The 25,682-nt window shown below is 51.9% G+C and carries 21 protein-coding genes and 1 tRNA gene; 2 read left to right on the top strand and 20 right to left on the bottom strand.

Features of this window, described 5'->3' with window-relative positions:
* Window positions 1-8: 8 nt before the first annotated feature.
* The 10 genes from atpA to FGQ86_RS09145 all read right to left on the bottom strand — a co-directional run bounded on the left by atpA (window position 9) and on the right by FGQ86_RS09145 (window position 9,949).
* Complete coding sequence (gene atpA, locus FGQ86_RS09100; RefSeq protein WP_138303592.1) at window positions 9-1,523, bottom strand: F0F1 ATP synthase subunit alpha; 1,515 nt, start codon at window positions 1,521-1,523, stop codon at window positions 9-11.
* A complete protein-coding gene (gene atpH, locus FGQ86_RS09105) occupies window positions 1,520-2,056 on the bottom strand; it encodes an ATP synthase F1 subunit delta (protein WP_052084052.1) in 537 nt (178 codons plus the stop codon). The genes atpA and atpH overlap by 4 nt, the downstream gene beginning before the upstream one ends.
* Window positions 2,034-2,537 carry a F0F1 ATP synthase subunit B gene (gene atpF, locus FGQ86_RS09110; RefSeq protein WP_138303594.1) on the bottom strand — a complete coding sequence of 168 codons (504 nt, stop codon included), beginning with the start codon at window positions 2,535-2,537 and terminating at the stop codon, window positions 2,034-2,036. Before atpF ends, atpH begins: the two co-directional genes overlap by 23 nt.
* A 51-nt stretch (window positions 2,538-2,588) precedes the next feature.
* On the bottom strand, window positions 2,589-2,816 hold the full coding sequence (atpE, locus tag FGQ86_RS09115) for an ATP synthase F0 subunit C (RefSeq protein ID WP_033126164.1): 228 nt from the start codon (window positions 2,814-2,816) through the stop codon (window positions 2,589-2,591).
* A gap of 37 nt (window positions 2,817-2,853) precedes the next feature.
* A complete protein-coding gene (locus FGQ86_RS09120) occupies window positions 2,854-3,516 on the bottom strand; it encodes a F0F1 ATP synthase subunit A (RefSeq protein ID WP_138303596.1) in 663 nt (220 codons plus the stop codon).
* 394 nt (window positions 3,517-3,910) lie between these two features.
* A complete protein-coding gene (locus tag FGQ86_RS09125; protein WP_138303598.1) occupies window positions 3,911-4,417 on the bottom strand; it encodes a DUF2798 domain-containing protein in 507 nt (168 codons plus the stop codon).
* Between the two features lie 281 nt (window positions 4,418-4,698).
* A complete protein-coding gene (locus FGQ86_RS09130; RefSeq protein WP_138303601.1) occupies window positions 4,699-6,231 on the bottom strand; it encodes an FtsX-like permease family protein in 1,533 nt (510 codons plus the stop codon).
* A complete protein-coding gene (locus FGQ86_RS09135) occupies window positions 6,177-7,925 on the bottom strand; it encodes a MerR family transcriptional regulator (RefSeq protein ID WP_171031531.1) in 1,749 nt (582 codons plus the stop codon). Before FGQ86_RS09135 ends, FGQ86_RS09130 begins: the two co-directional genes overlap by 55 nt.
* A 692-nt stretch (window positions 7,926-8,617) precedes the next feature.
* Entirely contained in the window at window positions 8,618-9,742 is a 1,125-nt protein-coding gene (locus FGQ86_RS09140) for a hypothetical protein (RefSeq protein WP_138303605.1), read from the bottom strand.
* A 134-nt stretch (window positions 9,743-9,876) separates the two neighbouring features.
* Window positions 9,877-9,949, bottom strand: a tRNA-Lys gene (locus tag FGQ86_RS09145).
* A gap of 177 nt (window positions 9,950-10,126) precedes the next feature.
* Between FGQ86_RS09145 and FGQ86_RS09150 the strand changes: the two genes are divergently transcribed.
* Window positions 10,127-10,642, top strand: a complete 516-nt coding sequence (locus tag FGQ86_RS09150) for a DUF6512 family protein (protein WP_138303607.1) — start codon at window positions 10,127-10,129, stop codon at window positions 10,640-10,642.
* Window positions 10,643-10,828: 186 nt separating this feature from the next.
* On the opposite strand, the gene FGQ86_RS09155 is transcribed toward FGQ86_RS09150, so the two are convergent.
* The 7 genes from FGQ86_RS09155 to FGQ86_RS09175 form a co-directional block, all read right to left on the bottom strand.
* Window positions 10,829-12,040 carry a DUF1002 domain-containing protein gene (locus tag FGQ86_RS09155; protein ID WP_243127204.1) on the bottom strand — a complete coding sequence of 404 codons (1,212 nt, stop codon included), beginning with the start codon at window positions 12,038-12,040 and terminating at the stop codon, window positions 10,829-10,831.
* A 212-nt stretch (window positions 12,041-12,252) separates the two neighbouring features.
* On the bottom strand, window positions 12,253-12,567 hold the full coding sequence (locus tag FGQ86_RS09160) for a thioredoxin domain-containing protein (protein ID WP_033126195.1): 315 nt from the start codon (window positions 12,565-12,567) through the stop codon (window positions 12,253-12,255).
* A gap of 26 nt (window positions 12,568-12,593) precedes the next feature.
* Window positions 12,594-12,728, bottom strand: coding sequence for a hypothetical protein (locus FGQ86_RS16595; protein WP_255349848.1), 135 nt, complete (start codon window positions 12,726-12,728; stop codon window positions 12,594-12,596).
* Between the two features lie 55 nt (window positions 12,729-12,783).
* On the bottom strand, window positions 12,784-13,467 hold the full coding sequence (trmB, locus tag FGQ86_RS09165; protein WP_138303609.1) for a tRNA (guanosine(46)-N7)-methyltransferase TrmB: 684 nt from the start codon (window positions 13,465-13,467) through the stop codon (window positions 12,784-12,786).
* Between the two features lie 61 nt (window positions 13,468-13,528).
* Entirely contained in the window at window positions 13,529-13,684 is a 156-nt protein-coding gene (locus tag FGQ86_RS16225; protein WP_171031532.1) for a hypothetical protein, read from the bottom strand.
* The gene (glgB, locus tag FGQ86_RS09170) at window positions 13,674-15,593 is read right to left on the bottom strand and encodes a 1,4-alpha-glucan branching protein GlgB (protein ID WP_033126157.1); all 1,920 of its coding nucleotides are present in this window, start codon (window positions 15,591-15,593) and stop codon (window positions 13,674-13,676) included. The genes FGQ86_RS16225 and glgB overlap by 11 nt, the downstream gene beginning before the upstream one ends.
* Window positions 15,594-15,717: 124 nt before the next feature.
* On the bottom strand, window positions 15,718-18,924 hold the full coding sequence (locus FGQ86_RS09175) for a hypothetical protein (RefSeq protein WP_243127205.1): 3,207 nt from the start codon (window positions 18,922-18,924) through the stop codon (window positions 15,718-15,720).
* Between the two features lie 1,111 nt (window positions 18,925-20,035).
* Here FGQ86_RS09175 and FGQ86_RS09180 point away from each other — a divergent pair.
* Window positions 20,036-20,596: a biotin transporter BioY gene (locus tag FGQ86_RS09180; protein WP_033126155.1), complete on the top strand. Its 561-nt coding sequence runs from the start codon at window positions 20,036-20,038 to the stop codon at window positions 20,594-20,596.
* A 34-nt stretch (window positions 20,597-20,630) separates the two neighbouring features.
* Here the strand turns inward: FGQ86_RS09180 and FGQ86_RS09185 are convergent, their stop codons facing one another.
* The 3 genes from FGQ86_RS09185 to FGQ86_RS09195 all read right to left on the bottom strand — a co-directional run bounded on the left by FGQ86_RS09185 (window position 20,631) and on the right by FGQ86_RS09195 (window position 25,561).
* On the bottom strand, window positions 20,631-22,625 hold the full coding sequence (locus tag FGQ86_RS09185; protein WP_033126154.1) for a beta-propeller domain-containing protein: 1,995 nt from the start codon (window positions 22,623-22,625) through the stop codon (window positions 20,631-20,633).
* A 16-nt stretch (window positions 22,626-22,641) separates the two neighbouring features.
* Window positions 22,642-23,124, bottom strand: a complete 483-nt coding sequence (locus FGQ86_RS09190; RefSeq protein WP_033126153.1) for an RNA polymerase sigma factor — start codon at window positions 23,122-23,124, stop codon at window positions 22,642-22,644.
* A 157-nt stretch (window positions 23,125-23,281) separates the two neighbouring features.
* Entirely contained in the window at window positions 23,282-25,561 is a 2,280-nt protein-coding gene (locus FGQ86_RS09195) for a hydratase (RefSeq protein ID WP_138303613.1), read from the bottom strand.
* Window positions 25,562-25,682: the final 121 nt, after the last annotated feature.

The raw sequence follows: 25,682 nt of genomic DNA on the forward strand, positions 1-25,682 counted from the left end.
ACACCTGCTTACCTTTTCTCTTTAAATTCCTTTGCGGCATTTAAAATCTGCTCTGTCAGCTCATCATCCAGGATCTTCTTCTCCTCAATGGTCTGACAGATCTCAGGATGACTGTTCTCAAAAAATGCAAGCATATCTGTCTGGAACTGTTTTACCTTGTCTGTATCTACATCCAGCATGAGCTTGTGGGTGGCTACGCACAGTGTGATAACCTGCTCGTGAAGGCTCAGCGGATTTCCAAGAGGCTGCTTCAGAAGCTCTGTCAGGCAGCTTCCGTATTTCAGCTGGGTCTTTGTGACATCGTCCAGATCCGAGCTGAACTGGGTAAAGGACTCCAGCTCCCTGGCCTGAGCCAGGTCGATACGCACGCTTCCGGACGCCTTCTTCATAGCCTTAGTCTGGGCAGCGCCTCCCACACGGGACACAGAAAGTCCCACGTTGACAGCCGGACGCATACCGGCGTTGAAAAGGTCGCTCTCCAGGAAGATCTGTCCGTCCGTGATGGAGATCACGTTTGTCGGAATGTAGGCGGAAACATCTCCCGCCTGGGTCTCAATGATAGGCAGCGCCGTGATGGAACCGCCCCCCGCCTTCTCGCTCAGGCGGCTGCTTCTCTCCAGCAGTCTGGAGTGGAGATAGAAGACATCTCCGGGGTACGCCTCACGTCCCGGAGAGCGTCCCAGCAGCAGGGAAATGGCACGGTAGGCCACCGCATGCTTGGACAGATCGTCGTACACGATCAGCACGTCCTTTCCCTGATACATAAAATATTCCGCCAGCGCGGTTGCCGCATAGGGCACAATGTACTGCAGCGGCGCGCACTCGCTGGCCGTTGAACAGAACACCGTAGTGTAGTCCATGGCGTCGTGGGACCGCAGCGTGTTTACAAGCTGGGCCACTGTGGATGCCTTCTGTCCAATAGCCACATAGATACAGATCACATCCTTCCCCTTCTGGTTGATGATGGTGTCTGTAGCAATGGAGGTCTTGCCCGTCTGCCTGTCGCCGATGATCAGCTCACGCTGTCCACGGCCGATAGGGAACATGGAATCAATGGAGAGGATGCCTGTCTCCAGCGGCACGCTGACTGATTTTCTCTCCACAATTCCGGGCGCCTCCTCCTCCACCGGACGGTATCCGTCCGCCTTGATCTCGCCTTTTCCGTCTATAGGGGAACCGAGGGCGTCCACAACCCTTCCAATGTAACCCTCTCCCACGGGGATACCGGCTTTCTTTCCGGTACGGGCTACCTTTGTCCCCTCTCTGATATCGGAGTCGTCTCCAAACAGGATACAGCTCACTTCATTTGTCTTGATATCCTGCACCATGCCCTTCAGCCCTGTCTCCAGGGTGACGATCTCACCGTACATGGCATGGTCTATTCCATAAACGGAGGCAATTCCATCTCCAACAGAGACAACATAGCCAACTTCCTGGTCTCTGCTGATCACATCATAATTTTCTATCTCTTCCTTAATGATAGAGATAATCTCATCTGAGTTGATCGAACTCAAGTTTTTCACCTCCAGGTCAATTTTTGTTCTAATCGTTTCAGCCGTCCCTGCATGCTGTAATCATACTCCCGGCCATTCACAAGGAGAAGAAATCCGCCGATCAGCGACGGCCTCTCTTCCATCTCCCAGACCACGCCTTTCGCGTGAAATTCTCTGCGCACAAACTGCTCCATACCCTTTTTCTGTTCCTCGGTGGGCGGAACCACATAGGCCAGGTGAGCGGTTACGATGCCGGCCATCTCATTTTTATACTGATGATATGCCCTGAAAATCTCCTGCATGATGCCGGCCTTCCCGTAGTCTGTGGCCACCTTCAGGAAATTCCGTATTCTCTCGTCAAAGATCCGGTCAATGACCTTATGTTTCTGGTCTTTTGTCACGATAGGACTTTCCAAAACCGAGACAAGAGCGGGGGCCTCTGAAAATATCTCTTCCGTCCCCCCGATCACTTCCTCCGGGAGCTCCATGTCAAACAGCACCCTGGCATAGCGGATCGCCGCCATAGAGCAGTACGCAGTTTTATTTGTCTTCGCTGTCTTCATGGGGATCACCTGCTTCTTTCAGAAATTGGTCGTAGACAGCCTGGCTGCCCTTCTCGCTGCAGCTGTCCATCATGATCTTCTTTGCAGCGTCCATGGCAAGCCCCGCGACCTCTGTCTTCATCTGTCTCAGTGTCTGTTCTCTCTCAAGATCAATGGTCTCCCTGGCTGTCTTCATGATCTTTCCGGCCTCGTTGTCCGCATCCTTCAGTATGCGGTCATACTCCTTCTTAGCGTCTGCTTTGGCCTGCTCGATCATACGCCGGGACTCATCCTTTGCTCCGCTCAAGGCATCCTCATACTGACTTTTAAGCTCCATTGCCTTGGCCTGCTGGTCGTTGGCATTCTGGATACCGTCAGCGATCATCGCCCTGCGCTTCTCCATGATATTCATGATCGGACCGATCAGAAATTTGCGCAGCAGCAGATAGAGAATGACCAGGTTTATCATTTCCAGGACAAAATTAAAGTCTAAACTCAGCACTTTCTAGTACCTGCCTTTCCTGTAATCCAACTTCATGTTCTGACAATATTTCTACTGAAGGAAGAAGATCACAAGAAGGCCGATGATGAAGCCGTAGATAGCTGTTGCCTCCGCAAGGGCACATCCAAGGATCAGTGTCTTGCTGATCTTGCCCTCAGCCTCAGGCTGTCTCGCAATGGCCTCTGCTGCCTTTCCTGTTGCGATACCGATACCTACACCTGCTCCAATACCTGTAAGTACAGCGATAGCTGCTCCGATTGCAATAATTGTTCCTGACATAATCTTCAATCTCCTTTTCTTTTAATCTCTTTGCTTACTATTCCATCTCTTCATTCATAAACAGGGCAGTCAAAAATACAAACACATACGCCTGCAGAAGTCCGTCGAATATATCAAAATAGAAACTCAACGGAATAGGTACTAATAATGGAACCACCGCTTTGACCAGCTCCATTACCACAAATCCTCCCAGCATGTTGCCGAAAAGCCGCATACACAGCGACAGGGGGCGGATAAAGACCTCCATCACCATGATCGGCGCAACAAAGGGAACGGGCTTGGCAAAATGTCCAACCCAGTGTTTCAGGCCGTTTCTGTGTATGCCCGAATACTCAATGAGGAGCATACTCATAATGGCCAGCGCTGCCGTCACATTCAGATCCTTTGTGGGCGGTTTAAAGCCTACCAGTCCGATCACATTGGAAACCGCAAGGTAGAGGGCCACGGTAATCAGATAAGGGATATAGCGCCTGTTTTCTTTTCCAATGATGCCTTCAAAGAAATCCTGCGCCCATCCGACTGCTGACTCCAGCGCAAGCTGGACTTTCCCGGGATTTTCCACTTTTAAGTTTCTAACAAAGATGACAGACAGGACCGTCAGGACCGCCATGATGATCCACGTCACAACAATGGACTCATTCACGGAAATACCGCCGAAAACGGGGATCTCAAAAACCGGCGTACAATTCAGTTCTTCCATCAGTTTTTCAGTTAATTCTCCCGTATTATCCCCTTCCTTCTCTTATTTTTTTCTTGTGAATATTACTGCTAACAAATTCATTTGTCAACAAATTTTGCTTTTAGCTTTCGCCCCGGATTTTCATTGTTTTTTTATGGATTTTTTCTGCTTTTTTTCTTTCTTTCCGCACAAAATTATGTGTTTTTTGCAAGGAAAATCGCCTTATCCGCAAATGCATTTTTTTCAAGATTATTTTTTACCAATTTATCACTTTTTTAAATTTTCATTTTCGGCATTTCGATGCATTTTCCCCTGTCATATTTTTTCAACGATATGCAATACCGCTATGTTCACCCACAAATTCCGGGGGGATTTCCCTGTTTTTTACAAACTGCCGTCCCGTCGCAGCGCTCTGCTACATCTCCGGCTGTGCCGCCTCCATCAGAATACAGCCTTCCGGGAAGGCTTTTCTGAACAGGAAACGCACCAGCGGCCCAGCGATCAAAAGCTGGAAGGGCAGCGCCATGACAAAGTTCTTCGGAATGTTTGTCAGCCAGATGGAGAGCACCGGGCTCCACTGTCCTGTCCTCACGCAGGTCTCCGCCGCCCCGTAGAAGGACATGATGATAACCATGGGCACTACCATGCAGCTGGACACAGCGATGACTGTCTTCAGAGGGCTGGGAACTCCGGGCTTCACCAGATAGCGGAAGGCAAACCCCTTGGCCAGCCCCGACACAAGGAACCAGTCGCAGGCCATAGCGAACACGTAGGCGATGGGAAGGCCCATCCAGGCGTCCTTAAGGACAGACAGGGAAAGCTCTCCCTGATGGATTGCTACATTATAGATGCTCATCCACAGCACCATTGTAAAACACATCAAAACTGTATAAATCAGACTCTCTCTCTTATTCTTTGGCATATTTTTCCTCCTGTTGCTTCTATAATAATGATTCAGTGTGCTGCCAAAAATGCCTGCACATTTTTGCTGTACTATCTTATCACCCGGGCGCCGGTGCAAATAAGTGGGATTTTCAAATTCAGCAGAAAGAATATATAGTCGATCATTTCAGCTCAGATCAGACAAATTTTACACAAACGAAAGATCTTTTTTCTCTTCTTTTCACAGGAAAAACTGTCATTTTGCACAAAAACAGATCCTCCGCCACACCATCCGGCAAGGCAGAGGACCTGCGGTTTTCTCTACTCTTCATATTGTTCCAGCAGCACAAGAGGTTCTCTTCTTAAATTCCTGTACGCAAATCCTCCGATGACTGCCACAGATACTACCGCAACAGTCACAGCAGCCGGTATCACTCCGCAAAGGGGCAGGTTCACATCTGTCTCTTCCTGATCTGTTTCCCCCTGCGCCTCCTCCAGTCCGGCAGAAAGGCTGCTCTGACTGTACATAGTATTATAATCCGTCTCCTGTCCGGCCTCTTTCGAGATCAATGCGACACCCGCTGCACCGGCCACGCCTCCAGCAATAATCCCAGCCACCACCAGAAGCATCATCCCCGACATCAGAGAGAGCGCGCATCCCCTCCTTGTCATTCCCAGGCACCTCTCGATGGCCGTTCTCTGTTCCTGTCTCCCGATAAACAGGTAGCCAAAAAGCAGAAGCACCAGCACAGTCATCAGGACTCCTCCTGCCAGAAATGTATACGAGCTGATCTTTCTGTTTTCTATTCCCTCCTGCATGTCCGAATACCCATTGTCATAGAAACGTATCTTTAGGTCATCATATCCAAGCTGCTGAAATCCCTTCATATATTTCGCTATCGTGCCGTTTGGTATCTGGAAGGATGTATTGTCCGCGCGCATAGGACTGGCTTCCACGATATTTTCCGACCAGCCGCCCTCCACCAGCATCCCGGGGATGATGATCTCATTGAAGGCAATCGCATCGTCTGCAAAATCCCGTCTTGTATCCTGCGCATAGATCCCCACGATCTCACACGTCTCTTCGGCAAATGGCTGATAGAGCTGTCCATCGGCATCAATCAACGAAAAGCCCCCCGCAATCCCGCTGCCGGATGGCGGATACACATTCGCCGGAGAAACATAATTCGCATAGATCAAAGGGAGAGTGATCTTATCTCCCACCTGCAGCCCGTTCATTTTCGCAAACAGGTCAGGCACGAGACATACCGATGCCCCTTCTTTATACTCCCCCTCTGTAAACTCTCTCCCCTCTTCCACATAGGCATTTCCCTCATAAAATCCTCTGAGAAGCCTCAGATCATCTACCGGCTGTACCGGGACTGTATTGACCAAAAGATACTGCTCATCCAGCACTGCCAGCCACTGTCTGCCTTTCTCCGTCTCATAAAAGCCGTCCGTAACCTCATCGATCTTCAGCCCCTCAAAGCTGCCCGTCACCTGCTCTCCCTGTGCAGTGCACTGGGTTGAGCGAAGCTCAGAAAAGGTATATTCCGACGAAAAATCCTCATCATTTCCTGTGTCATGCCGGGTCATACCAGATACAAGACTCACAATATATGTCTTTCCCTTCTCCAGGACGGGCGGGTCAGGATTATAGTGATCACAGATCCACAGATCTCCCAGGAACAGGTTTTCATTCCCCATCAGCAGACGCTTGACCCGCACCTTGACAGGAGCCGCCTTACCGGTCCACAGCGGTTCCACCTCTGCAATGATAGAGCGATTGCCTGACTCCATCATGTAGTCAAAATCATACCCGTCCTCCGTGTTGTAAAGAACATACTCCGGCATATAGGCGCCGAAGAAAACCCGTTTCTTTGGCTTTTGGATATAATCAGCCCCCTCAAAGTCAAGCTCTTCCGGATCAATCCACCTGCCATCATAAGCAGAAGGGCAAGCGGGTAAAACGCCTGCAAAAACCGCATGTTTTTTTCTACATTTTCCAAAGCCTCCAAATAGGCGCTGTCATCAATAACAAGGGCATTTCCCTTATAGTATCCTGCCGCCCCGCTTCCGTCAGTCACTTCCATAAATCCCGCTTGATCCATTTCCCGCTTAAAGGCATCAAGATGTTTCCCGCTCTCCAGGGCAAAGCTCATCCTGGAAGGCATGTAGACAGCCCCATTTTCCTCAAACCAGCTCCGCACTGCCCGCAAAGGGCACAGCAGTGCCCCTTCGGCGGCCATGTCCCCGCTCCCGACAATTTCCATCCTCACAGTGCCGAGGGGCTCTGCCGTCAGCCCCAGAGCATCCTCTGTCTCTGTGTAGTAAAACATCTGCGCACACAGTGTATCTCCTATCTTCAGTCCATTTTCAGAAAGAAATCTGTCGTCCGCAATGCAGCAATCCTGCCGCTCCCCTTTCAGGAAAGTCTCTTCATTCATGCCCGGCTCCCACGCAAGATCCCTGTCCCTAAGCTGTGCGGCCGCAAGACAGTTTATCCCCTTTGCCTGTACATAGGTTTCCGCTTCACCCGCCGTCCCGCAAAGATCCACGCTTTCCTGAAGTTCCGAAATATAAGGGCTCTCTCTCAAAGCAGAAGCATACTGTTCTCCGATTTTCAGGCCGGAATTTACTCCTCCATTGTAGTTCCAGACCTCTCCGCGGATTGTATAAATCTGATCCAGCTCATCTCGCTGCTGCCTGCAGCTGTCAATGTTTGCCTGGTAAAAAGCCGCAAGAGAAATAGAAACTATACACACAAGAATATTCAGGGCACTTTTTTGTTTCTGCCTGCCGATATTGCGGACGATCATATGGACTGCCTGGAAAAATTTCATCCTTCCCGGCTCCATGTGCACCTCCGCTCTCTCAGCCTCCGGCGAGCAACATCTTCTGCACAAAACCAGGTATTTCTTTCCGTCTCGTATATCCGATTTTCTCAGCCGAACTGTTTTCGCTTCGTATTTTTCTCCATCCAGAAGAAATACCACTCCCTTTTCCCCTTTTATTCTCTGTATATCCAGCCCGTTCGCTTCCCCGTATTTTTCCACCTCTTTTATAATGTCTTTTGGATGTTCTGCTTTTCTTTCGACATGGAAACAGATTTCTCTCTTTTCTTCCATCCGGGCTACCTTCCTGTAGTCCTCCACGATCCTGGCGAAAACGCTTCCCTGTCTCTCCATCTCCTCCATCTGGTTCAGGCAGGCATCTACATTGAATTTCTCGTCTCCTTCCTTCCGTATTCTGTCACACATGTCCACTGCCGCTTTCAGCTGTCTCTGGCGTGCCAGAAGGAGCTCTCGCTGTCTTGCTACCGCCTCGGTAATGGTCTCCTCTTGCTCCAGTACTCTGCGTATATCTTCCAGCGGCATATCCAGCATGCGGAGCATTTTAATGATCTTCAGAGCTTCCACATCTTCTTCTGAATAAATGCGGTACGCATTTCCCTTATCACGCTCCGGATGAAGCAGTCCCGCCTTCTCATAATAGCGGATATTCTGGCGAGTGACCCCTGTCTCTTTTTCCACCTGCTGGGTGTTCACGCTCCCCACCTCCCTGTCTCTATATAAATCAATCATATCATAAAGTGTATAGCGGTCATACAGTCAAGGAAATATGCTCTCTTTTAGATTTCATTTATCTTTACTTTAGATGTTTTTTATATTTTTTTCGTTTCTTTTTGAAAGAAAACACATTTTGAACACATTTTCTCTTTATAATAAAGGACAGATAGTTGAAGAACACATCAACTATCTCCCCCCTCATAAAGTAGACGCATCGAAGGGTCCTCCCCTTCGATGCACCACACTTTACTCTCATTCCTTTAATAGTTATAAAAACAGACAGACCCGTCGGCCGCAGCGGCCGGCGGGTTTTTCCGTTGTCCCTTCCCGGCGCGGCACATCCGGGCAGGAAAGCCCGCGGCTGTGCCGCGCAGACTCTGTAGCCTTTACAGACGGTTTTTAGATTTTCTTAATCTCGCTTTAAGAAATTTTCGTGTTCTTTAAGTTTTCCTCCATACTTTGGACATATTTTCCCTCTATAATAAAGGTCAGATAGTTGAAGAACACATCAACTATCTTCCCCCCTCATTAAGTACAGATGCCAGACAACAGGCATCACACTTTACTCTCATTCCTTTAGATAACTATAACAACGACGAAAACCCGCCGGCCGAAGGGCCAGCGGGTTTTCGCTGTCTTCAGAACATATTTTCCAAAAATGATTTTCCAGATCACAGCAGGTCGATCTTCAGCACCCGGTCCACAGAAAGCCCCGGAAGATACCGGTATGGATAGGCCCCTGACTCAAAGAGGAGGTACATGGTTCCCCCGTCCATGCAGATCTGCTCCAGCATATAGGGAAGGCGTATATCCTCCAGCGCCATCTCATCCGTGAAATCACGGATCCCGTCCGACACCTGATAGGCTGCCAGCCGGGAGGGAACAATACCCATGGAATAGGACAGGAAAAGAATGTCTCCCAGAAAGGTCATGCCCTGGGCATAGGGGGAGATCTTCAGATCCTCTTCCTCCGCCACCCCCTGTCGGATCCTGGACGTGCGGTGCTCTATGGGAACGCTCTGAATATTTCCGTCATCCTGCACCTCATACTTCTTGATGGTGCTGTCCTCCTTTGTGGAATAGTAGCCCACATACAGATAAGGCGCCTGATAGGCCATAAAGGAGCTTCTTGGTATATCCAGGATGTTATTTACATGGAGGAAGCTGATGGGCTTCCAGCTCTCGGAAAAATCATACTCCTCTATGCTCTCCATGGCCAGGGCGTTCACCTGGGCAATGCCGCTGCGGCTCCCGCACACCCACAGATTATTGTTCTGGGCGTCGTAAGCAAGACTTCCCACATGGGCCTTGCCCGGCAGGACGATCTCCTTGACAAATTCGTGAATCTCCTTGTCGATCATGAAGATGACCGAATTGTGGGTCTTTGACTGGCAGTAAGCGCTGATAAAGAGATACCGCTCCGACACGGCGATCCCCTGGGGTGTCATACTCGTACAGATGGAAAAACTCTCTGCCCTGTTGTTGGTCAACGTCCGGGCAGACTCAAGGCCGGGTATCACATACGTTCCGCTGTCCGGCTCATCTGCATGGGCAAGGACAGCCTCCTCATAGAGTCCGCTGTATGGCTCCAGGCGCTCTGAAAATTCTTCCAGCGTGTACAGGGAGCTCTCTGTATTTGTGCTGACTGCATCTGTCTCCGGCTCCACCTTCCCCATCCAGCTAAAGATCGCCCCTATATATCCGGCCGGGATCAGAATGAGCACAAGGCAGACTGCCAGCACTCTTCTTTTCCATTTTGTCTTTTTCCGTTTTTTCCTGGTCTCTTTATCCTTCATGTTCAATCTGCCTTTCCATCTGACATTATTATACCTCATTCCGCACAGACTTTTCTCTGTAATGCGATAAAAAAGAGCAGAAAAAAACCGCCGACCCCAAGGCTTCTACGTCCTTAAAATCAGCGATTTTTGAATGCGCGATCAGGGGTTCGAACCCTGGACACCCTGATTAAGAGTCAGGTGCTCTGCCAGCTGAGCTAATCGCGCATCTTTTATTTTCTGTCGAGTCACTCCTCAACGCAAGAAATATTATATAACAGTTCCTCGAATAATGCAAGCAGTTTTTTTAATTTTTTCTTCTTTTTTTCTTTATGCCCGCATATATATACTTTATAACAATACAACCGGCCACATCCGGCCGGCCCGGACAAGGAGGGACAAGCATTGCTTCAGATCTGCAGACGGAGGGATTTCCTCTATATGCTCTCGGCGGCGCTCCTGGGAAGCGCCTTTCATTTCCTGTATGATTTTTCCGGCAAAAATCCTTTTGCCGCGCTCATTTCACCAGTCAACGAGTCCGTGTGGGAGCATTTAAAGCTCCTGTTTTTCCCCATCCTACTCCTGACTGTAGTGGAGTATTTCATCCGGCGTCCCAATCCCCGGGCTCTGTTCGGCGCCAGGCTGGCAGGCGTCACAGCCGGCATGGCCATCATTGTAGTTTTATACTATCTGTACACCTTTATCCTGGGGAGGGATTTCTTCGTGGCCGACATCCTCATCTTCCTGATCGGAGTCTGCTTTTCCTACGTCATCTCCGGCCACCTGCTCCGGAGCTTCCGCCAGGCTGACCCCATGCTCATTTTCCTGGGCTGGCTCCTCATCGCCCTCCTGTTCTTCTCTTTCACCTGTTTCCCGCCGGATCTTTTTCTCTTCTATCCGTCCCAGAGCGGTTCCGCCTGAGGCCTGTCTGTTTTTCACAGGAGAATACTCTGACAAAAGCAGGATTTCCCTAGCCTGCGCCGGAGAATTTCCACAGCCAACGGAACAATTGACACAATGGAGCGGGGCTGGCGACACAACAGGACACCAGTAACTGCAAAAGCAGACGTAATACTTTTAAAAAGTATTACGTCTGCTTTTGCAATATTATTCACCTGTGAAAAAATTCTTAATTCTTGTGAGCAGGCCGTCTTTGAATCCGCCCTCATTGACTGTGCTGTCAGTGATGACATCGGATCCAAGGGCCTCATCGTTTGTGTCGCTAAGAATGCCGTCGTTTGATCCCACAAAGAAGGTCTTGACGGAATTCCAGATGTTGGAGAGCACGCCGCTGTCTCCGGTCAGATTATTCAGCGTGTCCTTCAGAGCATTCACGTCGTAATCGTACTGGGAAATCTTTTCCATCAGGGCCACTACCTGGTCTCTCTGGTCATCTGTCAACGTGATATCGTTATCTTCCGCAATATTGTCAACAGCCTCTCCGATTTCCTCCGGATCAGTCAGTCCCTCATCGATGACCTCTGTCTTGACATCCTTGATGACCTCTGTGGCCTTCTCCTGGCCTACGCTGTCAGCCAGGTCGCCTGTCGTCACGAGCTCCTCCATGGCGGCTTCCTTCTGTCCCTCGTCCAGTTCCTCGCCGCTGGCTGTCTCGTAGGCCATGATAATACCTGTCAGGGCTCCGGTGCCGGACACCTCAAAGGGGCAGGCCGCGATGACATTGCAGTTCTCCATACCCGCTGTGGTCAGGGTACTGGCGATCATAGCGCTCGTCACAAAGTTCAGGTTCGCCGTCTTCACCTTGATGCCGCCGGAGTCTGTGGGCTCCACATAGGCACAGCTGTTTGTGGTAGGTCCGATCTGCTCGTCTGTGGCAATCCCCTCCATGTACTGCACCTCGTCCGCATGTGTGACGACAATAGTCTGTACTTCATCCGGAGATGTGCCAAAATACTCGTACATGGAAGCTCTCTGCTCCTCATTTAAGTTCTCGCCGAGAGTGACCACCTTTCCGCTGTCCGTGTTTCCCTCGGAGGTATCTGTATCCTCTTCTTCTGCATCTGTGTTCTCATCTGCAGCATCGTCCTTCTGCTGTTCATCCTCTGTCACAGTGCCGTCCGCGCTTCCTGTTCCCTGTCCGGTTCTGTCTGTATCTTTACTGCTCTGCCCGGTTCCGTCAGATGTGGTTCCGCCTGTCACGTCACCTCCGCTATTCGTTCCGCTCTGGGAACCCGTCTCCCCGGAAGTGCTGCCCGTTCCGTCTGTACCGCCTGTTCCTGACTCTGCGCTTCCCGCATCCTGCGAGGTGCTCCCCGTCTCTGAGGCAGACACTGCCATGGGAATGCCAGATGTCATCATTACCGCCGCCATAAGAAGTGGCAAAACTTTCTTCATTTTCATAGTCCGTTCGGTTAAAAAACCTTGTCTCCCTTTTTAATTATTTTCTGGCCGATGCAGCGCCGAAACGCGCCGACGCTAATCTTTACCGTACTCAATATAACACATTCCGGCCGGATTGTACACGAAACTTTTCTTAAAAATGGACGAAGAAAAAAGAAAGGAACTGCCCCTCAGAGCAATTCCTTCAGCCTTTTTTCCAGTATTTTCTCTCCGGTGGTGCCCTTCATGGAGGCCTCCACCGCGCCCCCTTTCACAAACAGAAACGCAGGCACAATGTCTGCCCCGCAGGCGGCCGCAAGGCGGGGATTTTCCGCCACCTCCACCTCGCAGAACTTGATCCTTCCTCTGTATTTTTTCTCCAGCTCCTCCACAATAGGCTTTGTCATGGAGCATTTCGGACACCATCTTTCGTAAAACATGACAACTACAGCCCCCTTCTCTCTCAGGACCTCTATATCAAAGCTCTCCTCTGTCAGGTGATACATCAGAACATCCTTTCCGCTCTCCTGGGTCAGCATCTGGGATTGAGTATGCGGTACACCTCTCGCATAGATCTGTGAAAGCAGTCAATGAGACGGTTTCTCTTTCTGAGCCGGTACATTGTGCAGCTCCACCTGGAGATACCTCCCGGTCTTCTCTTCCCCATATGCCAGTCTCCTTCGCAAAATCTTCTCCCTATATAGTATGCAGAAGGGTTCCGCCTATTGACTTTCCCCCTCCCGGAAGGATCTCTGCCTTCCGGCAATCAGCTTGCAGATGGGATTTCCCTTTGCAGAAAATTTTTCTTCATACTCTGTCATCACATTTCCTCTGTTCATGTCCGGGTCGCTGTGAAGATCCCAGGTGCTCATGAGCACTCTCCAGCCGGCCTCGTCCGCCTCCTCCAGAGAAAACCGGAACAGATCCTGGTTGTCAGTCTTAAACTCTACCCGGCCCTCCGGCGCCAACACCTGGTCGTACCTGACAAAAAATTCCCTGGATGTGAGTCGCCGTCTGGCATGCCTCTTCTTGGGCCAGGGATCAGAGAAATTGAGGTAAATGCCCCGCACCTCCCCCTTCTCAAACACCTCGCCGATCTGAGCCGCATCCATGCAGATGAACCGGATATTTTCCAAAGCCCGGCTGTCCGCCTCCAGCTTGTCCAGCCTCTCCACCGCCCGGAGAAGGACACTGGAATACCTCTCGATACCGATATAGTTCCGATCTGGATGCCGGGCCGCCATCTCTGTGAGGAACTGCCCTTTTCCCATGCCAATCTCTATATAGACAGGGTTGTCATTTCCAAAGACTTCCTTCCACCTGCCCTTTAACTCCTTCTCATTTTTGATCACTTTATCGTGGGCCTCCAGCACGCTCTCTGCCCGCGGTATATTTCTCAGACGCATTTTGTCTGTCTCCTTTCCTCTTTTAATCAGATAGAGAAAGCTCCCTTCCCCTGCCCTCTCATCATGACATCTCGCTCATCTCCCGGCATTGCCGCTCGATGGTCTCCGCCACGGTCGGCGCTAATCGAACGTCCTCCGGGCGTATCACACCAAAATACAGGCGGATGGATCTCTCCTTCCGCCTGTAGATCATATCATAACTCTCTCTAAAATTCAAAGATTGCCACTCCGTAGGGAGGCAGCTTGTAGGCAAATGAGTAGGGCCTTCCGTCGCACTCGGACTTCACAGCCTTGTAGACCTTGGGCCTCACCTCGCCCTTTCCGCCGTACTGCAGGTCATCACTGTTCATGATCAGCTTGTACTGCTTCCTCCTGGGAACACCCACCCGGTAGTCGTCCCTGGCCATGGGGGTGAAATTGATGACAAAGAGCAGATTCTTCTTGCCGCCTTTTCCGTGGCGCATGAAGCTGTAAATGCTCCTGTCCCTGTCGTCCGCGTTGATCCACTCGAATCCCTCCCAGGTGCTGTCCTGATCGTAGAGGGCTCTGTTCTTCCTGTACAAATGGAGCAGGTCTCTCATCCAGTTCTGGATGGCCTGGTGCTCCGGCTCCGCCAGAAGGAACCAGTCCAGCTCCCTCTTCTCGCTCCACTCCCTGAGCTGGGCGAACTCCTGCCCCATAAAGAGCAGCTTCTTGCCTGCATGTCCGATCATGAAGGCGTAGCCTGCCTTCAGGTTGGCGTACTTGTCAAATCCAAGCCCGGGCATCTTGTTCAGCATGGAGCATTTCAGATGGACTACCTCATCGTGGGAGAGAACAAGGATGTAATTCTCACTGTAGGCATAGCTCATGGCAAATGTCATCAGATTGTGGGCCCCTTTACGGAAATAGGGATCCAGCTTCATGTACTCAGTGAAATCATGCATCCAGCCCATATTCCACTTCAGGCTGAAGCCAAGGCCGTCGTCCTCCACCTTGCCCGTCACCTTGGGCCATGCGGTGGACTCCTCCGCGATCATCACCGCACCCGGATTTCTCCCCAGCACCACAGAATTCAGATGCTTGAAAAATCCGATAGCCTCTAGGTTCTTATTGCCGCCATACTTGTTGGCAACCCACTGGCCATCCTGCTTCCCGTAATCCAGATAGAGCATGGACGCCACCGCGTCTACCCGAAGCCCGTCCACATGATAATTCTCGATCCAGAAAAGGGCGTTGGATATGAGGAAGTTCTGCACCTCGTTTTTCCCGTAATCGAAAATCTTCGTACCCCAGTCCGGATGCTCTCCCTTCCTGGGATCCGCGTACTCAAATGTGGGCGTTCCATCAAAATCCGCAAGCCCGTGAGCATCCCTCGGGAAATGAGCGGGCACCCAATCCAGGATAACGCCGATCTTGTTGCGGTGCAGGTAGTTAATCATCCAGGCAAAATCCTCCGGCGTGCCGTACCGGGATGTGGGGGCAAAGTAGCCTGTCACCTGGTAGCCCCAGGAGCCGTCAAAGGGATGCTCCGCGATCCCCATGATCTCAACGTGGGTGTAGCCCATGTATTTCACATATTTCACGATCTCTTTAGCAAATTCCCGGTAATTGTAGAAGCCATCCTCATCGTCCTCTGTCAGCGGGTGTTTCTTCCAGGATCCGATATGAACCTCATAGATGGACATGGGCTCTACCGTGTGATCCCACGTCCTGCGCTTCTCCATCCACTCACTGTCCGTCCAGGAGATATGGGACAGATCCACAACTCTGGACGCCGTCCCCGGCCTCTTCTCCGCATAGTTGGCAAACGGATCCGCCTTCAGGATGTACTCGCCCTTGTAGGTCTTGATACAGTATTTGTACAGTGACATCTCCGGCAGATCCGGCACAAAGCAGGTGTAAATGCCGAGAGGCTCTCCTCTTTCCATGGGATTTGCCTCCCTGTTCCAACCGTTGAAGTCGCCCACCACGGAAACACCCTGAGCGTGGGGAGCCCAGACAGCAAAATAAACGCCCTCCTGATCTCCGTCCTTTACCCGGTGGGCGCCCAGCTTCCTGTATATCTCGTAATGGGTTCCCTGCCCGAACAGATAATGGTCAAGTTCCCCGATCTCATAAGGTTTTATGTTCTTCTTTACTGCCATGATTTCACCCTCTCATGTTCAATTTCTAATACATCTATTATACTTTATCACCCCATAAAAAGAAAGAGTTTTGAACAATCTATTTTGTCAAAACTCCTTCTTTTTTATACATTTTATACAGTTTTTAGATCTTGAAATCGTCTTCCTTCAGGATAATACGATCTGACTCGTCTGTCCCCTTCCGGAACATCCGACGGGCGAGATGCTTGACATTTGCCTTCTGGGAGTGGTCAATAGCCGCATCCATGATCTCCTTCACCTCAGCTACAGAAACAGCGTGATCCTCTCTCTGCATCACATCGATCCTGCTGTAGAGGGCCAGGATACCCATCTCATCCAGCTTGTAGCCGTTCTCCTTGGCGTAGGTCTGCCCGAAGGTAACCAGCTCGTCGTTGATAAATACCGGAAGCTCCAGCCTGGATGTAAATTTCTTCTTGAATTCCGGATTGGCTGTAAACAGTCTCTCCAGCGCTTTCTTCTGATCCTCCAGGACAAAGAGCAGTTCTCCGGTCTTCTTCTCCATCAGGATATTCAGCTCCCGGACTGTCCTTGCGTTGAGCTTTCCTGCCTTCTCGATGATGATAGCGCCGCCCCGCAGCTTCTGGATGATGTTGGGGATATCCTTCTTGTTCAGGGACTCGCCAGTCACGATAGCCACCTTGCCCTGCTTCAGGTTCCTCTGCTTCTGGATGGCCTTCACCATGTCCACAGCGAGGACTGTCTTTCCGGATCCCTTGTGGCCGATGACCAGAATGTTGCCGGTGCGGGATGTGCCGCCTCTCCTCTCTCTCCGGTCATTGTCCAGTACCTCCACGATCTGCTCGCTCATGCCCCGGACAGGAACGAAGTAGGAGAAGAGCTGCTTCTGCTCCTCCGTGAGTCCGGCCTTCAGACCGATCTCGCTGGTAGCGCTCAGGTCGTAACGTCCAGTCACCACAAATCCAGTGTCAAAGGGCACGCCGCCCTTTCCCTTCTGGATCCTTCTCTGGATCTCCTCCTCAGTGGGCTCCTCGATGACAAGCTCCTCTGTCTTTCTCGCCTGCTTGGCGGCCTCTTTCTCCGCCTTCTTCTGGGCCCTCTTCTCTTTTCTTGTCAGCTTGTGCTCAGGCTCCGCGGGAATTCCTTCCTCTTCCTCCGGCTCCTCCTCTTCATCCTCGTCGAAGAAGCCGTCATCGTAATCCTCATCGTCTATGTCGTCGTAGTCCTCATAGTCGTCTACAAGATCATCCTCGTCATAGTCGTCCTCATCATAGCCGGCTTCCTCGTAGTCATCCTCGTCATAGTCATCTTCGTCATAGCCAGCCTCGTCGTAATCATCTTCCTCGTAATCGGCCTCGTCATAGTCATCTTCCTCATAGCTGCCGGCCTCATCCGCAGGCTCCGCCGACTCCTCTTCATAGTCGTCTTCATCCTCGAAGTCTGCCTCGTCGTAATCATCCTCGTCTTCCAGATCCGCATCCTCGTAGGACTCCTCCGCAAAGGCTGCCTGGAATTCATCGTCAAAATCTGCCGGCTCATCCTTTCTGCGGGACTGTCTCTCCTCAGCCTCCAGTTCTTCCATGAGCTGTCGCAGGTCGGCTGTCATGCCGGTGACAGGATTATCCTCCTTCTCCTCCGGCTCAGTATCAGACTTCCCTGCAGGCTCATCAAGATCCTCCGGCTCATCCGCGGGCTCCTCAAAATCCGCAGCCCCGGCTGCAGGCTCCGCTGGCTCCTCTTCATAGTCGTCTTCGTCCTCATAGTCCGACTCCTCATAATCGGCCTCTTCCTGCTCCGGCTCCCGGGTCTCCTCTAAAGGCGCTTCCTCGTAATCGGCCTCCTCGGTCTCCACGATGCCGCCGGTCATCTCTGTCTCCAGCTCTGACTCAACTGTCTCTTCCTCAGCAGGTTCCTCTGCCTCCTCCTGGGGAACAGCGTTCTTCACAGCCTCCTTCAGCTCGGCTGTCACCTGTCCGGAAGCGATGCGGTCCAGAAGGGCTTCCTCCTCTTCCGCCTTCTGGCGGGCGAGGCGCTTCTCCTCGTCGGCTTTCTGCTTTGCCAGGATCCGCTCCTGCTCAGCCTGCTCCTCAGCCAACCTTCTAGCCTCCTCAGCCGCCTTCTGCTCGGCGATCCTTCTTGCCTCCTCAGCGGCTCTCTGCTGCTCCTCTATCCTTCTTGCCTCCTCCTCGCGGCGGCGCTGCGCCTCCCGCTTCTTCTCGGCAAGCTTCTCTTCATCCCGTTTCTTCTGGGCCTCGATGGCCTCGGCATTATCCTTCTGCTTTGCCTCCCAGGCCGCCAGGATCTCCTCGATCTTCATCTGGCCCGTGATGCGCATATCCTCGTCCCGCTTGGGGCTGGCCTTCTTCTCAATGTCCTCTATGTCCATGCCGCTGGCGACCTTGACGCCGTTGGCCAGAGCTTCAGCCAGGGTAGCGCCCTTGACTGTCTTACGGATAGGAGACTCCTCCTTCACTTTCCTGCGTTTTTTCCTCGGCTCCTCCGCCTCGGTCGTCTCCTCTTCAGAAGCGGCGTCCGCCTGCGCGGCCTGCTCTCTCGCTGCCCGGAGTTCATCCAGCCGGATCTCTCTTGTCTCCGCGTCGATGGTGCCGGGTGTCTCGGGAGCTCTCTGCTCAGATGGGTTCCGGGAAGGCTCCTCCTGGACTGTCTCCACTGCGTCCTCCATGCCTGTCCCGGCTTCCGGGGCCTCCTGGGCCGCAGTCTCTTCCTGCTCCTCCACAGGCGCTTCCTCCTCAGCCAGCCTGTCTCTGTGAGCGGCGTGTGTGGACGCGCCTCTCATGCTGTCGTACTTCTCCTGCTGCAGAGGAGTCAGAGGCTTGTATTTCATCTTCAGCTCCATGGCCTGATAGACATATTTTCCTTCACTGAACCAGAGGATGAGATCATCACACTCCTCCAGGCACTCTGCGGTCATGCCGGCCTCATGGTAGAGCTTTGCCAGCTCATAGGCCCATTTCTCCACATACTCCGCTTTTTTGAAATCCTCCAGTGCCTCGATCTGCTCAGACAGGGGCGCACGGCGCGCCTTCAGTATTTTATATTTTAAGATGAACTGATTGGGGTCCTTCGGCGCCAGTCTGACAAACTCTTCATAGCAGTCCGAAGCCTCATCTGTGTCATTGATCTTCAAAGCAAGTGTTCCCAGCCTGTAGACAGTCTTCCTGCTCCCCGGAGCCCTGTCATAGGCCATAAACAGCACATCCCTGCTCTTCTGATACTCCCCGTTATATTCATAAATCTCGCTTACATTGTTGAGCATGGACGCGTTTTTCACACGGCGCCAGTCGATCGTGTCAGCGATCTCCATGGCTTTCTTGTACTGCTTTTTTTCCATGTATTCAAGCATCTGCTCTGTTTTAACCCGATATTCGTATTTATCCAATATTCTCACCTCAACAAATATGTTTCTATATAACAATGTATATATTTTAACTCTTTTAGTGTATCATACAGGGTAGTCAATGTCAAAATATATCACAAAAATAGCCACTACGATCATTTTATTGGTCATAGTGGCTATCTTTTATTAAATTTTATCATATTTTATATTATCTCGGAGGATAGAATGTCGATTTTATCAAGTTCCCGCCTTTGCTCTTTCTCTTCGAACATTTATAACTCAAAGTCCGGATCAAAATCTCCAAAATCACTTATTTATATCGCCCTCATAATCATCTGTATAAAATATATCCTCAGTTATTATAATATCTATAGCCGTTGCTGTTACAGCCTCATCCCTTATTACGATAACTTTGTCTGTAACCATATTGAGCTATTCCTTCTATAACTTATATTTTACACAGCTCCCTGATATAAATTCTGATATATTATTCGATGCTTCTTTACGCATCCTCTAATATCTTTGAACTATATGTGGTATCTGTTCCGATATGTCTGCAGCTTTATCGATTATTTTTTGTACCGATATTTTGTACTCTCCGATCAACTTTCCTTATAAAACTTTATCGGTCCCTCTATTATAAAGGCTTACTCTCTGGGAACTATCTGCTGCCATACCACCGACATATGGAAAATGAAATTCTGAATTGTCCAATGGATTAAGCCTCCTTCCTTTTGATTTCCCGGTAAATACTATATATCTCACCGACATATGAAATATATAATATTTATGCTTTGAAACCCTTCCTTTTTGTTTTTAAAGCTTCCTTTCTCGTCAGAAGCTTTGTTTCGGAATGGATTTCTTTTGGATTGACTATATAATAGCACCGGGGCTTTGATTTGTCAACACTATTTGTTTTATTCATTTGAATTAATTTATAATTTTCTTATTGCAATAAATAATTCTGATATTTTTAATTTCTCCGACATATAATTGTTAACTACTATTTATTTTTAAGTTGACAATCGGTCGGTTTTTATTATATACTGCAATCAGCTTTTAACACAGCGCTGCCTTTTGTCGCAGCAGAAGGAGGATCACATCTATGTCCATAACGAACGAAAAGGCTTCATCCAGCTCCCGGTTCTCCACCCAGAGTCTGGTGCTCATCGCCCTTATGACCGCTGTCACATGTATACTGGCACCTCTGTCCATCCCCATCCCGCTCAGCCCGGTGCCGCTGACGCTGACCAATCTTGTGCTGGGATTTTCCATTTTTCTGCTGGGTTGGAAGAAGGCCACGGCCAGCTGCATCATCTATCTGCTTCTGGGCCTGTGCGGCCTCCCCGTTTTCTCCGGCTTTTCGGGGGGCGTAGGGAAATTCGCAGGTCCCACCGGCGGCTACCTGATCGGCTTTATCTTCCTCACTGTAATCGGAGGACTGATCGCCGAGCATTTCCACTGGAGGCGGAGCGCCTGCGTGGCCGGACTTGTGCTCGGCATGGCTGTGACCTACGCCTTCGGCACGGCATGGCTGTGCGTGCAGATGAACCTGGGCGTCATGGAAGGTCTTCTCATCGGCGTCATCCCCTATCTGCCGGGGGATGCGGTCAAAATCGCCCTCACGGTGATCCTTGGACCTGTCCTGAAAAAGAGAGTGCGCTGACCTTCGGGCCTGCGCACCCTCTTTTTCTTTCTCTCTACAGGATAATGTCTCCTGTCTTCTTAAAATCATCCATCCCGTAGGACTCAATGATATTTCCCTTGACCACGTAGAGCACATTTTCTATATAGAGGCCTCTGCCCGCTCTCTGACTGCTCCCGTTGACCTGCTCCTCCAGGAGGCAGGTAAATCCTTTGTCCGGGTCATATGAGAACAGGTAGTATTTTTCCTGGGCTCCCTTGTAGGCGGAAAAGCCGATGATGTTCCTGTCCGTATCTATGAGAGCTGCCCTGTAGTCGTAGAGCACATCGGCGCTGTAGACATTTTCCAGGATCAGCGTGTGCTCCTCCTTCACGTCAGCAGGGTCGCTGACATTGAACATGCTCAGCTTCACACCTCCCGTTGCCCCTGTCTCCTCGTCCGCGTCCATGCCGATTCCAAGGAGCCGCCCTTCTCCGTAGGGGTGAAGATACTCCGAGAAGCCAGGGATCTTCAGTTCTCCCAGAATCTGTGGGTTTTCCGGATCTGACAGGTCTGCCGAGAAGAGGGGATCCGTGTTACGGAAGGTGACAAAATACCCGGTGTCCCCCATCAGCCGGGCGGAGTAGACCTGCTCCCCCTTTGCCAGATTGTCGAGGCGCCCTATCTCTTTCAGGTCCGGGTCCAGTATATAGAGCCCGTTGGCGCTCTCATCCGTAGTCACCACCCGTAGATTTCCCTCATACTCGTCTATGGAAAATGAGTCGTCTATGGTGCCCGGCACAGAACCCTTGGCCACAGCCTCCAGCCTGCCCTCTTTATAAGAAATTTTACGGATGAGGGTACTGTACTCCCAGCTAAATCCGTTGTGTTCGGATGTGTTTTCATACCAGTAAATGTTTTCGTTGCTCACGTACAGCTCCCCGTATCCCGCAAAGAGAGCCTTGCTGTCAGCAATTCTGTCCGGAGCCTTTATATCCGTGGACGTCATGACCAGATACTGGCTGGGGCTGTCTGTCTCAGGCAGGTAAATGGAGCTCTCCTGGATCAGGCCGCCGCCCGCCTGGGGAACGTAGGACTCTCTGGCCTCCTGTGCCGCGAACATATCCGCGTAAAAGGTGGTAAACACGTACACGTAATCCCCCACCATGCGGGAGGACCGGTAGCTTCCGCTCTGGGTCACCTCCCCCAGCTTCCTGGGCTCCGTTCGGTCAGAGATATCGTAGGTGACAAGGGCCGTCCCGTCCGTATACTCCCCCATATCATTCACAGCGCCCGCCAGGAGCATAAGCCTTGTATCCGCCACGTAGAACTCCAGAATCTGTCTGTCCTCGCTGATCACGCCGGCCTCTTTCATTCCGCCCTCCGTGTCCACGATGGTGATTTCCCCCTCATCTGTGAGAGTGTAGATATAGCGGCCGTCAGTCTTCACCACGTCCCCCTCATCCACACCGGCCTGGCGGACGTTGGTGTCAGAGTAGCTGCCGCTGTAGGAGTCCGCGCTGCTGTCTGCCGCGGCAGAGGCGCTGTCCGCCTGGGATCTCTCCGCCACTCCGGAAGAGGAGGACGTCGCACCTCCCGACGCAGACTCAAGCCGCGCGCCTCCCCAGATGCCGGAGGGCTCTTCTATTTCTTCCTGCTTCTCCTGATACTCCTCCAGATAAGCGTAGACATCATCGTAGCTGCCTGCTGCCCGCAGCTCTCCCTCCCCTGTTTTCCCGGAGCTTTGTCCGCTCCCGGAAGCCGCAGCCCCGGAGGCTGCTTCGGAGTCTGCCTCTCCCGCTCCGCCGCTGTCTCGGACGCTGAGGGTGTAGGCAGCTCCCGCCAGGCACACCAAAGCCAGCCCCGCCGCCAGCGCCGTCACCTGCCGGCCTCGGACCGAGCGCAGGAACCGACCGGCCTTTCCCTGCTTCCTGCTCCTGCCTGCTTGCTTTTCCCTGTCGTGCTTTTCCAACTGCTCTCTCACGCGCGCAGGCTCCAGCGACTCCGGTACCCGGAGCTCTTCTGAGGCAGACCGTATCTTTTCAAGCATTTCCTGTTCTTTCTTTTCCATGCAGATCTCTCCTTTCCTACTCCTTCAGTATCAGACTCATTTTTGCCAGAGCCCTGCTCATCTTTGAGCGCACGGTGGAAGGGCTCTTCTCCAGAAGCTCCCCGATCTCCCCGCTTGTGTATCCGCCGAAAACCGACAGTCCCACGATGAGCTGCTCCTCCTCCGCCAGGATGGCGAAGGCATTTCTCACGTCCACGGCCTGGTCCCAGTCCGGGGCGCTCTCATCCTCTCCCGAGAAAAAGGACAATTCCGCCTTTTTCTGGTCTCTTTCCTGCTGCCGCCATTTCTTTCTGCACGTGTTTGCCAGAATTGTAAAAATCCAGCTCTTAAAGGACTCCTCGCTGCGCAGGGAACCGATGTGCTCATAGGCCTGTATCACCGCCTCGCTGACGGCGTCCTCCGCGTCGTGAGAGCTCTTCATCATGCAGAGTGCGAAACGGTACATGTCTGTGTACACAGTGCTGTACAGGGCAGCAAAGCCTTCTGCATCACACTTCATAGTATTTCCTCCCTCGTATCTGCCTGTCTGCTTCTTATATAGATTAGAGTCTTTGGGCAGGCCTTTTTGTTGCATGGAAAATATTTTTTTCTGTAAAATAACAGGCAGCCCCGGCCAGATTTTTTTGTCTGACACGGAGCTGCCTGTGTTCCAGCTCTTATCCTCTGTAGTAGTTGATGAGGCATCCCTTCAGGATGATCTCTCTCTCTGTATCTGTCAGGTCGCCCATAGTAAACTCCAGCTCTTTTAAGCTGTCACCCACCAGGTAGGCCTTGATCACATCGTCCTTCTCCTCCACAGCCCTGCGGATGTCCGGAACGAAAATGTAATCGCCGTTCTTAAAGCTCAGGTGCTCATGGTCTTCCTTGGTGAGGAAGGGGAGCATGCCCCAGTTGATCAGGTTGGAGCGGTATCTCTTTGTGGCGTACTCGATGGCGATATTCGCCCAGCCGCCCAGCACCTTCTGGCAGGACGCGGCCTGCTCCCTGGCGGAGCCGTCTCCCGGCTTCACCGCGAAAATGGTGCTTCCAACGCCGATATTGCCCTTGCCCACCTCCGGGTAGGTCTCCTGGATCTTTGCCATGACAGGCTTTAACTCCTCCAGGGCATTAAGCGGACACTCTCCGGCCTCGATGGCCTTCTGGGCCTTCTGGACTTCCTTGGCCCGTCCTACATAGGCGGGATCCTTCCTTGAGAGGGCAAACTCCGCCAGCCCCAGGGGGTTGGAGCGGTAGGAGGATGTCTCTCCGGAGGGGATCAGCTCGTCTGTAGTGGTGACCGGATCGTGGATCTCGGAAACCACCTTCAGGATCAGGTTCTCCGGGAGAGCCGGCATTTCCGGCCAGTCCTTGATGTTGGGGCCAAACTTGATCTTCACAGAGGGGTCTGCCACGCCGTGGCTGTCAAACACGCGGTTCGCGTAAATATTTTTGTCAAAATGATACTTGGGTCCTCTGTACTCCACATCCATGGCTGTGGCCGGTGTCAGGAAGCCCTTGTTTGCCGCTGTGGCTGCGATGGAGCGGGCGTCCATGAGGGCCACGGAAGCGATCTGTCCGCTCTGCAGCTTGGAGCCCTCCCTGTTGGGGAAGTTCCTTGTGGAGTGGCGGATGGAGAAGGCGTTGTTGGCCGGCGTGTCTCCCGCGCCAAAGCAGGGTCCGCAGAAGGCAGTCTTCACGATGGTTCCCGCCTCCATCAGGTCTGCCACCGCGCCGTTCTTCACAAGCTCCATGTAGATGGGCGTGCTGGCCGGGTAAACGCTGAAGGTGAACTCGTCCGCGCCGATGTATTTTCCGCGGATGATGTCCGCTGCGGCGCAGATATTTTCAAATCCTCCGCCCGCGCATCCGGCGATGATGCCCTGGTCCACGTAGAGCTTTCCGTCCACGATCTTGCTCTGGAGAGAGTAGTCCACCACGCCGTCCAGGCTCACCAGGGCCTTCTGCTCTACATCGTGGAGCACGTCCTTTAAGTTTGCATTGACTTCGTCAATGGTATATACGTTAGAGGGATGGAAAGGCATGGCGATCATGGGGCGGATCTCGCTCAGGTTCACGTACACCATGCCGTCGTAGTAGGTCACTGCTCCTGGCTGAAGCTCTCTATAGTCCTCCGGCCGTCCGTGGATCTCAAAGAACTCGCGAATAGTCTCATCCGTCTTCCAGATGGAGGACAGGCAGGTGGTCTCAGTGGTCATGACGTCGATGCCGATACGGAAGTCCGCGCTCAGCTTGTCCACGCCGGGGCCCACAAACTCCATTACCTTGTTGTTCACATAGCCGTTGGCAAAAGTAGCGCCGATGATGGCCAGAGCCACGTCCTGGGGGCCGACGCCCTTGATGGGCTCTCCGTCCAGGTAAATGCCGATGACGCCCGGCATCTTAATGTCGTAGGTCTTGCCCAGAAGCTGCTTTACAAGCTCCGGTCCGCCCTCGCCCATGGCCATGGTTCCCAGGGCGCCGTAGCGGGTGTGGCTGTCAGAGCCAAGGATCATCTTTCCGCCGCCGGCCAGCATTTCCCTTGCAAACTGGTGGATGACCGCCTGGTGAGGGGGCACATACACGCCACCGTACTTCTTAGCGCATGTGAGGCCGAACATGTGGTCATCCTCGTTGATGGTCCCGCCCACCGCGCACAGGGAGTTGTGGCAGTTGGTCAGCACGTAGGGAACCGGAAATTTCTCCAGTCCTGAAGCCCGGGCTGTCTGGATAATACCCACAAAAGTGATGTCGTGGGATGTGAGTTTATCGAATTTGATCTGAAGGCGCTCCATATTGCCGGAGGTGTTGTGATCCTTCAGTATATTGTATGCCATTGTCTGCGCTGCTGCTTCTTCCTGTGTCACAGCCCGGCCGGTCTTCTGCTGCACTTCGGCCGCATCTTCCATGATCTCTGTGCCGTTCACAAGATAAACGCCTTTGTCGTAGAGCTTTATCATCTTTCCATATTCCTCCTGTTTTTGATTTTACTTCGTCAGTTTATTTTATCCCGGTTCCGGGGAAAAGTCAATTTAAACGGGTGGATATATATGCGATACGCGTGAAGGCTATAAAGAAATC

The organism is Clostridium sp. BSD2780061688st1 H5, from assembly GCF_005845155.1.
GTDB lineage: Bacteria > Bacillota > Clostridia > Lachnospirales > Lachnospiraceae > Claveliimonas > Claveliimonas intestinigallinarum.

Coding starts and splice junctions, on each gene's coding strand:
- atpH (WP_052084052.1), bottom strand. CDS start 2,056: ATGAAGACAGCGAAGACAAATAAAACTGCGTACTGCTCTATGGCGGCG.
- atpE (WP_033126164.1), bottom strand. CDS start 2,816: ATGTCAGGAACAATTATTGCAATCGGAGCAGCTATCGCTGTACTTACA.
- FGQ86_RS09120 (WP_138303596.1), bottom strand. CDS start 3,516: ATGGAAGAACTGAATTGTACGCCGGTTTTTGAGATCCCCGTTTTCGGC.
- FGQ86_RS09125 (WP_138303598.1), bottom strand. CDS start 4,417: ATGCCAAAGAATAAGAGAGAGAGTCTGATTTATACAGTTTTGATGTGT.
- FGQ86_RS09130 (WP_138303601.1), bottom strand. CDS start 6,231: ATGCCGGAGTATGTTCTTTACAACACGGAGGACGGGTATGATTTTGAC.
- FGQ86_RS09140 (WP_138303605.1), bottom strand. CDS start 9,742: ATGAAGGATAAAGAGACCAGGAAAAAACGGAAAAAGACAAAATGGAAA.
- FGQ86_RS09155 (WP_243127204.1), bottom strand. CDS start 12,040: ATGATGACATCTGGCATTCCCATGGCAGTGTCTGCCTCAGAGACGGGG.
- FGQ86_RS09160 (WP_033126195.1), bottom strand. CDS start 12,567: ATGTATCACCTGACAGAGGAGAGCTTTGATATAGAGGTCCTGAGAGAG.
- FGQ86_RS16595 (WP_255349848.1), bottom strand. CDS start 12,728: ATGGGGAAGAGAAGACCGGGAGGTATCTCCAGGTGGAGCTGCACAATG.
- trmB (WP_138303609.1), bottom strand. CDS start 13,467: ATGCGTCTGAGAAATATACCGCGGGCAGAGAGCGTGCTGGAGGCCCAC.
- glgB (WP_033126157.1), bottom strand. CDS start 15,593: ATGGCAGTAAAGAAGAACATAAAACCTTATGAGATCGGGGAACTTGAC.
- FGQ86_RS09175 (WP_243127205.1), bottom strand. CDS start 18,924: ATGGAAAAAAAGCAGTACAAGAAAGCCATGGAGATCGCTGACACGATC.
- FGQ86_RS09180 (WP_033126155.1), top strand. CDS start 20,036: ATGTCCATAACGAACGAAAAGGCTTCATCCAGCTCCCGGTTCTCCACC.
- FGQ86_RS09185 (WP_033126154.1), bottom strand. CDS start 22,625: ATGGAAAAGAAAGAACAGGAAATGCTTGAAAAGATACGGTCTGCCTCA.
- FGQ86_RS09190 (WP_033126153.1), bottom strand. CDS start 23,124: ATGAAGTGTGATGCAGAAGGCTTTGCTGCCCTGTACAGCACTGTGTAC.
- FGQ86_RS09195 (WP_138303613.1), bottom strand. CDS start 25,561: ATGATAAAGCTCTACGACAAAGGCGTTTATCTTGTGAACGGCACAGAG.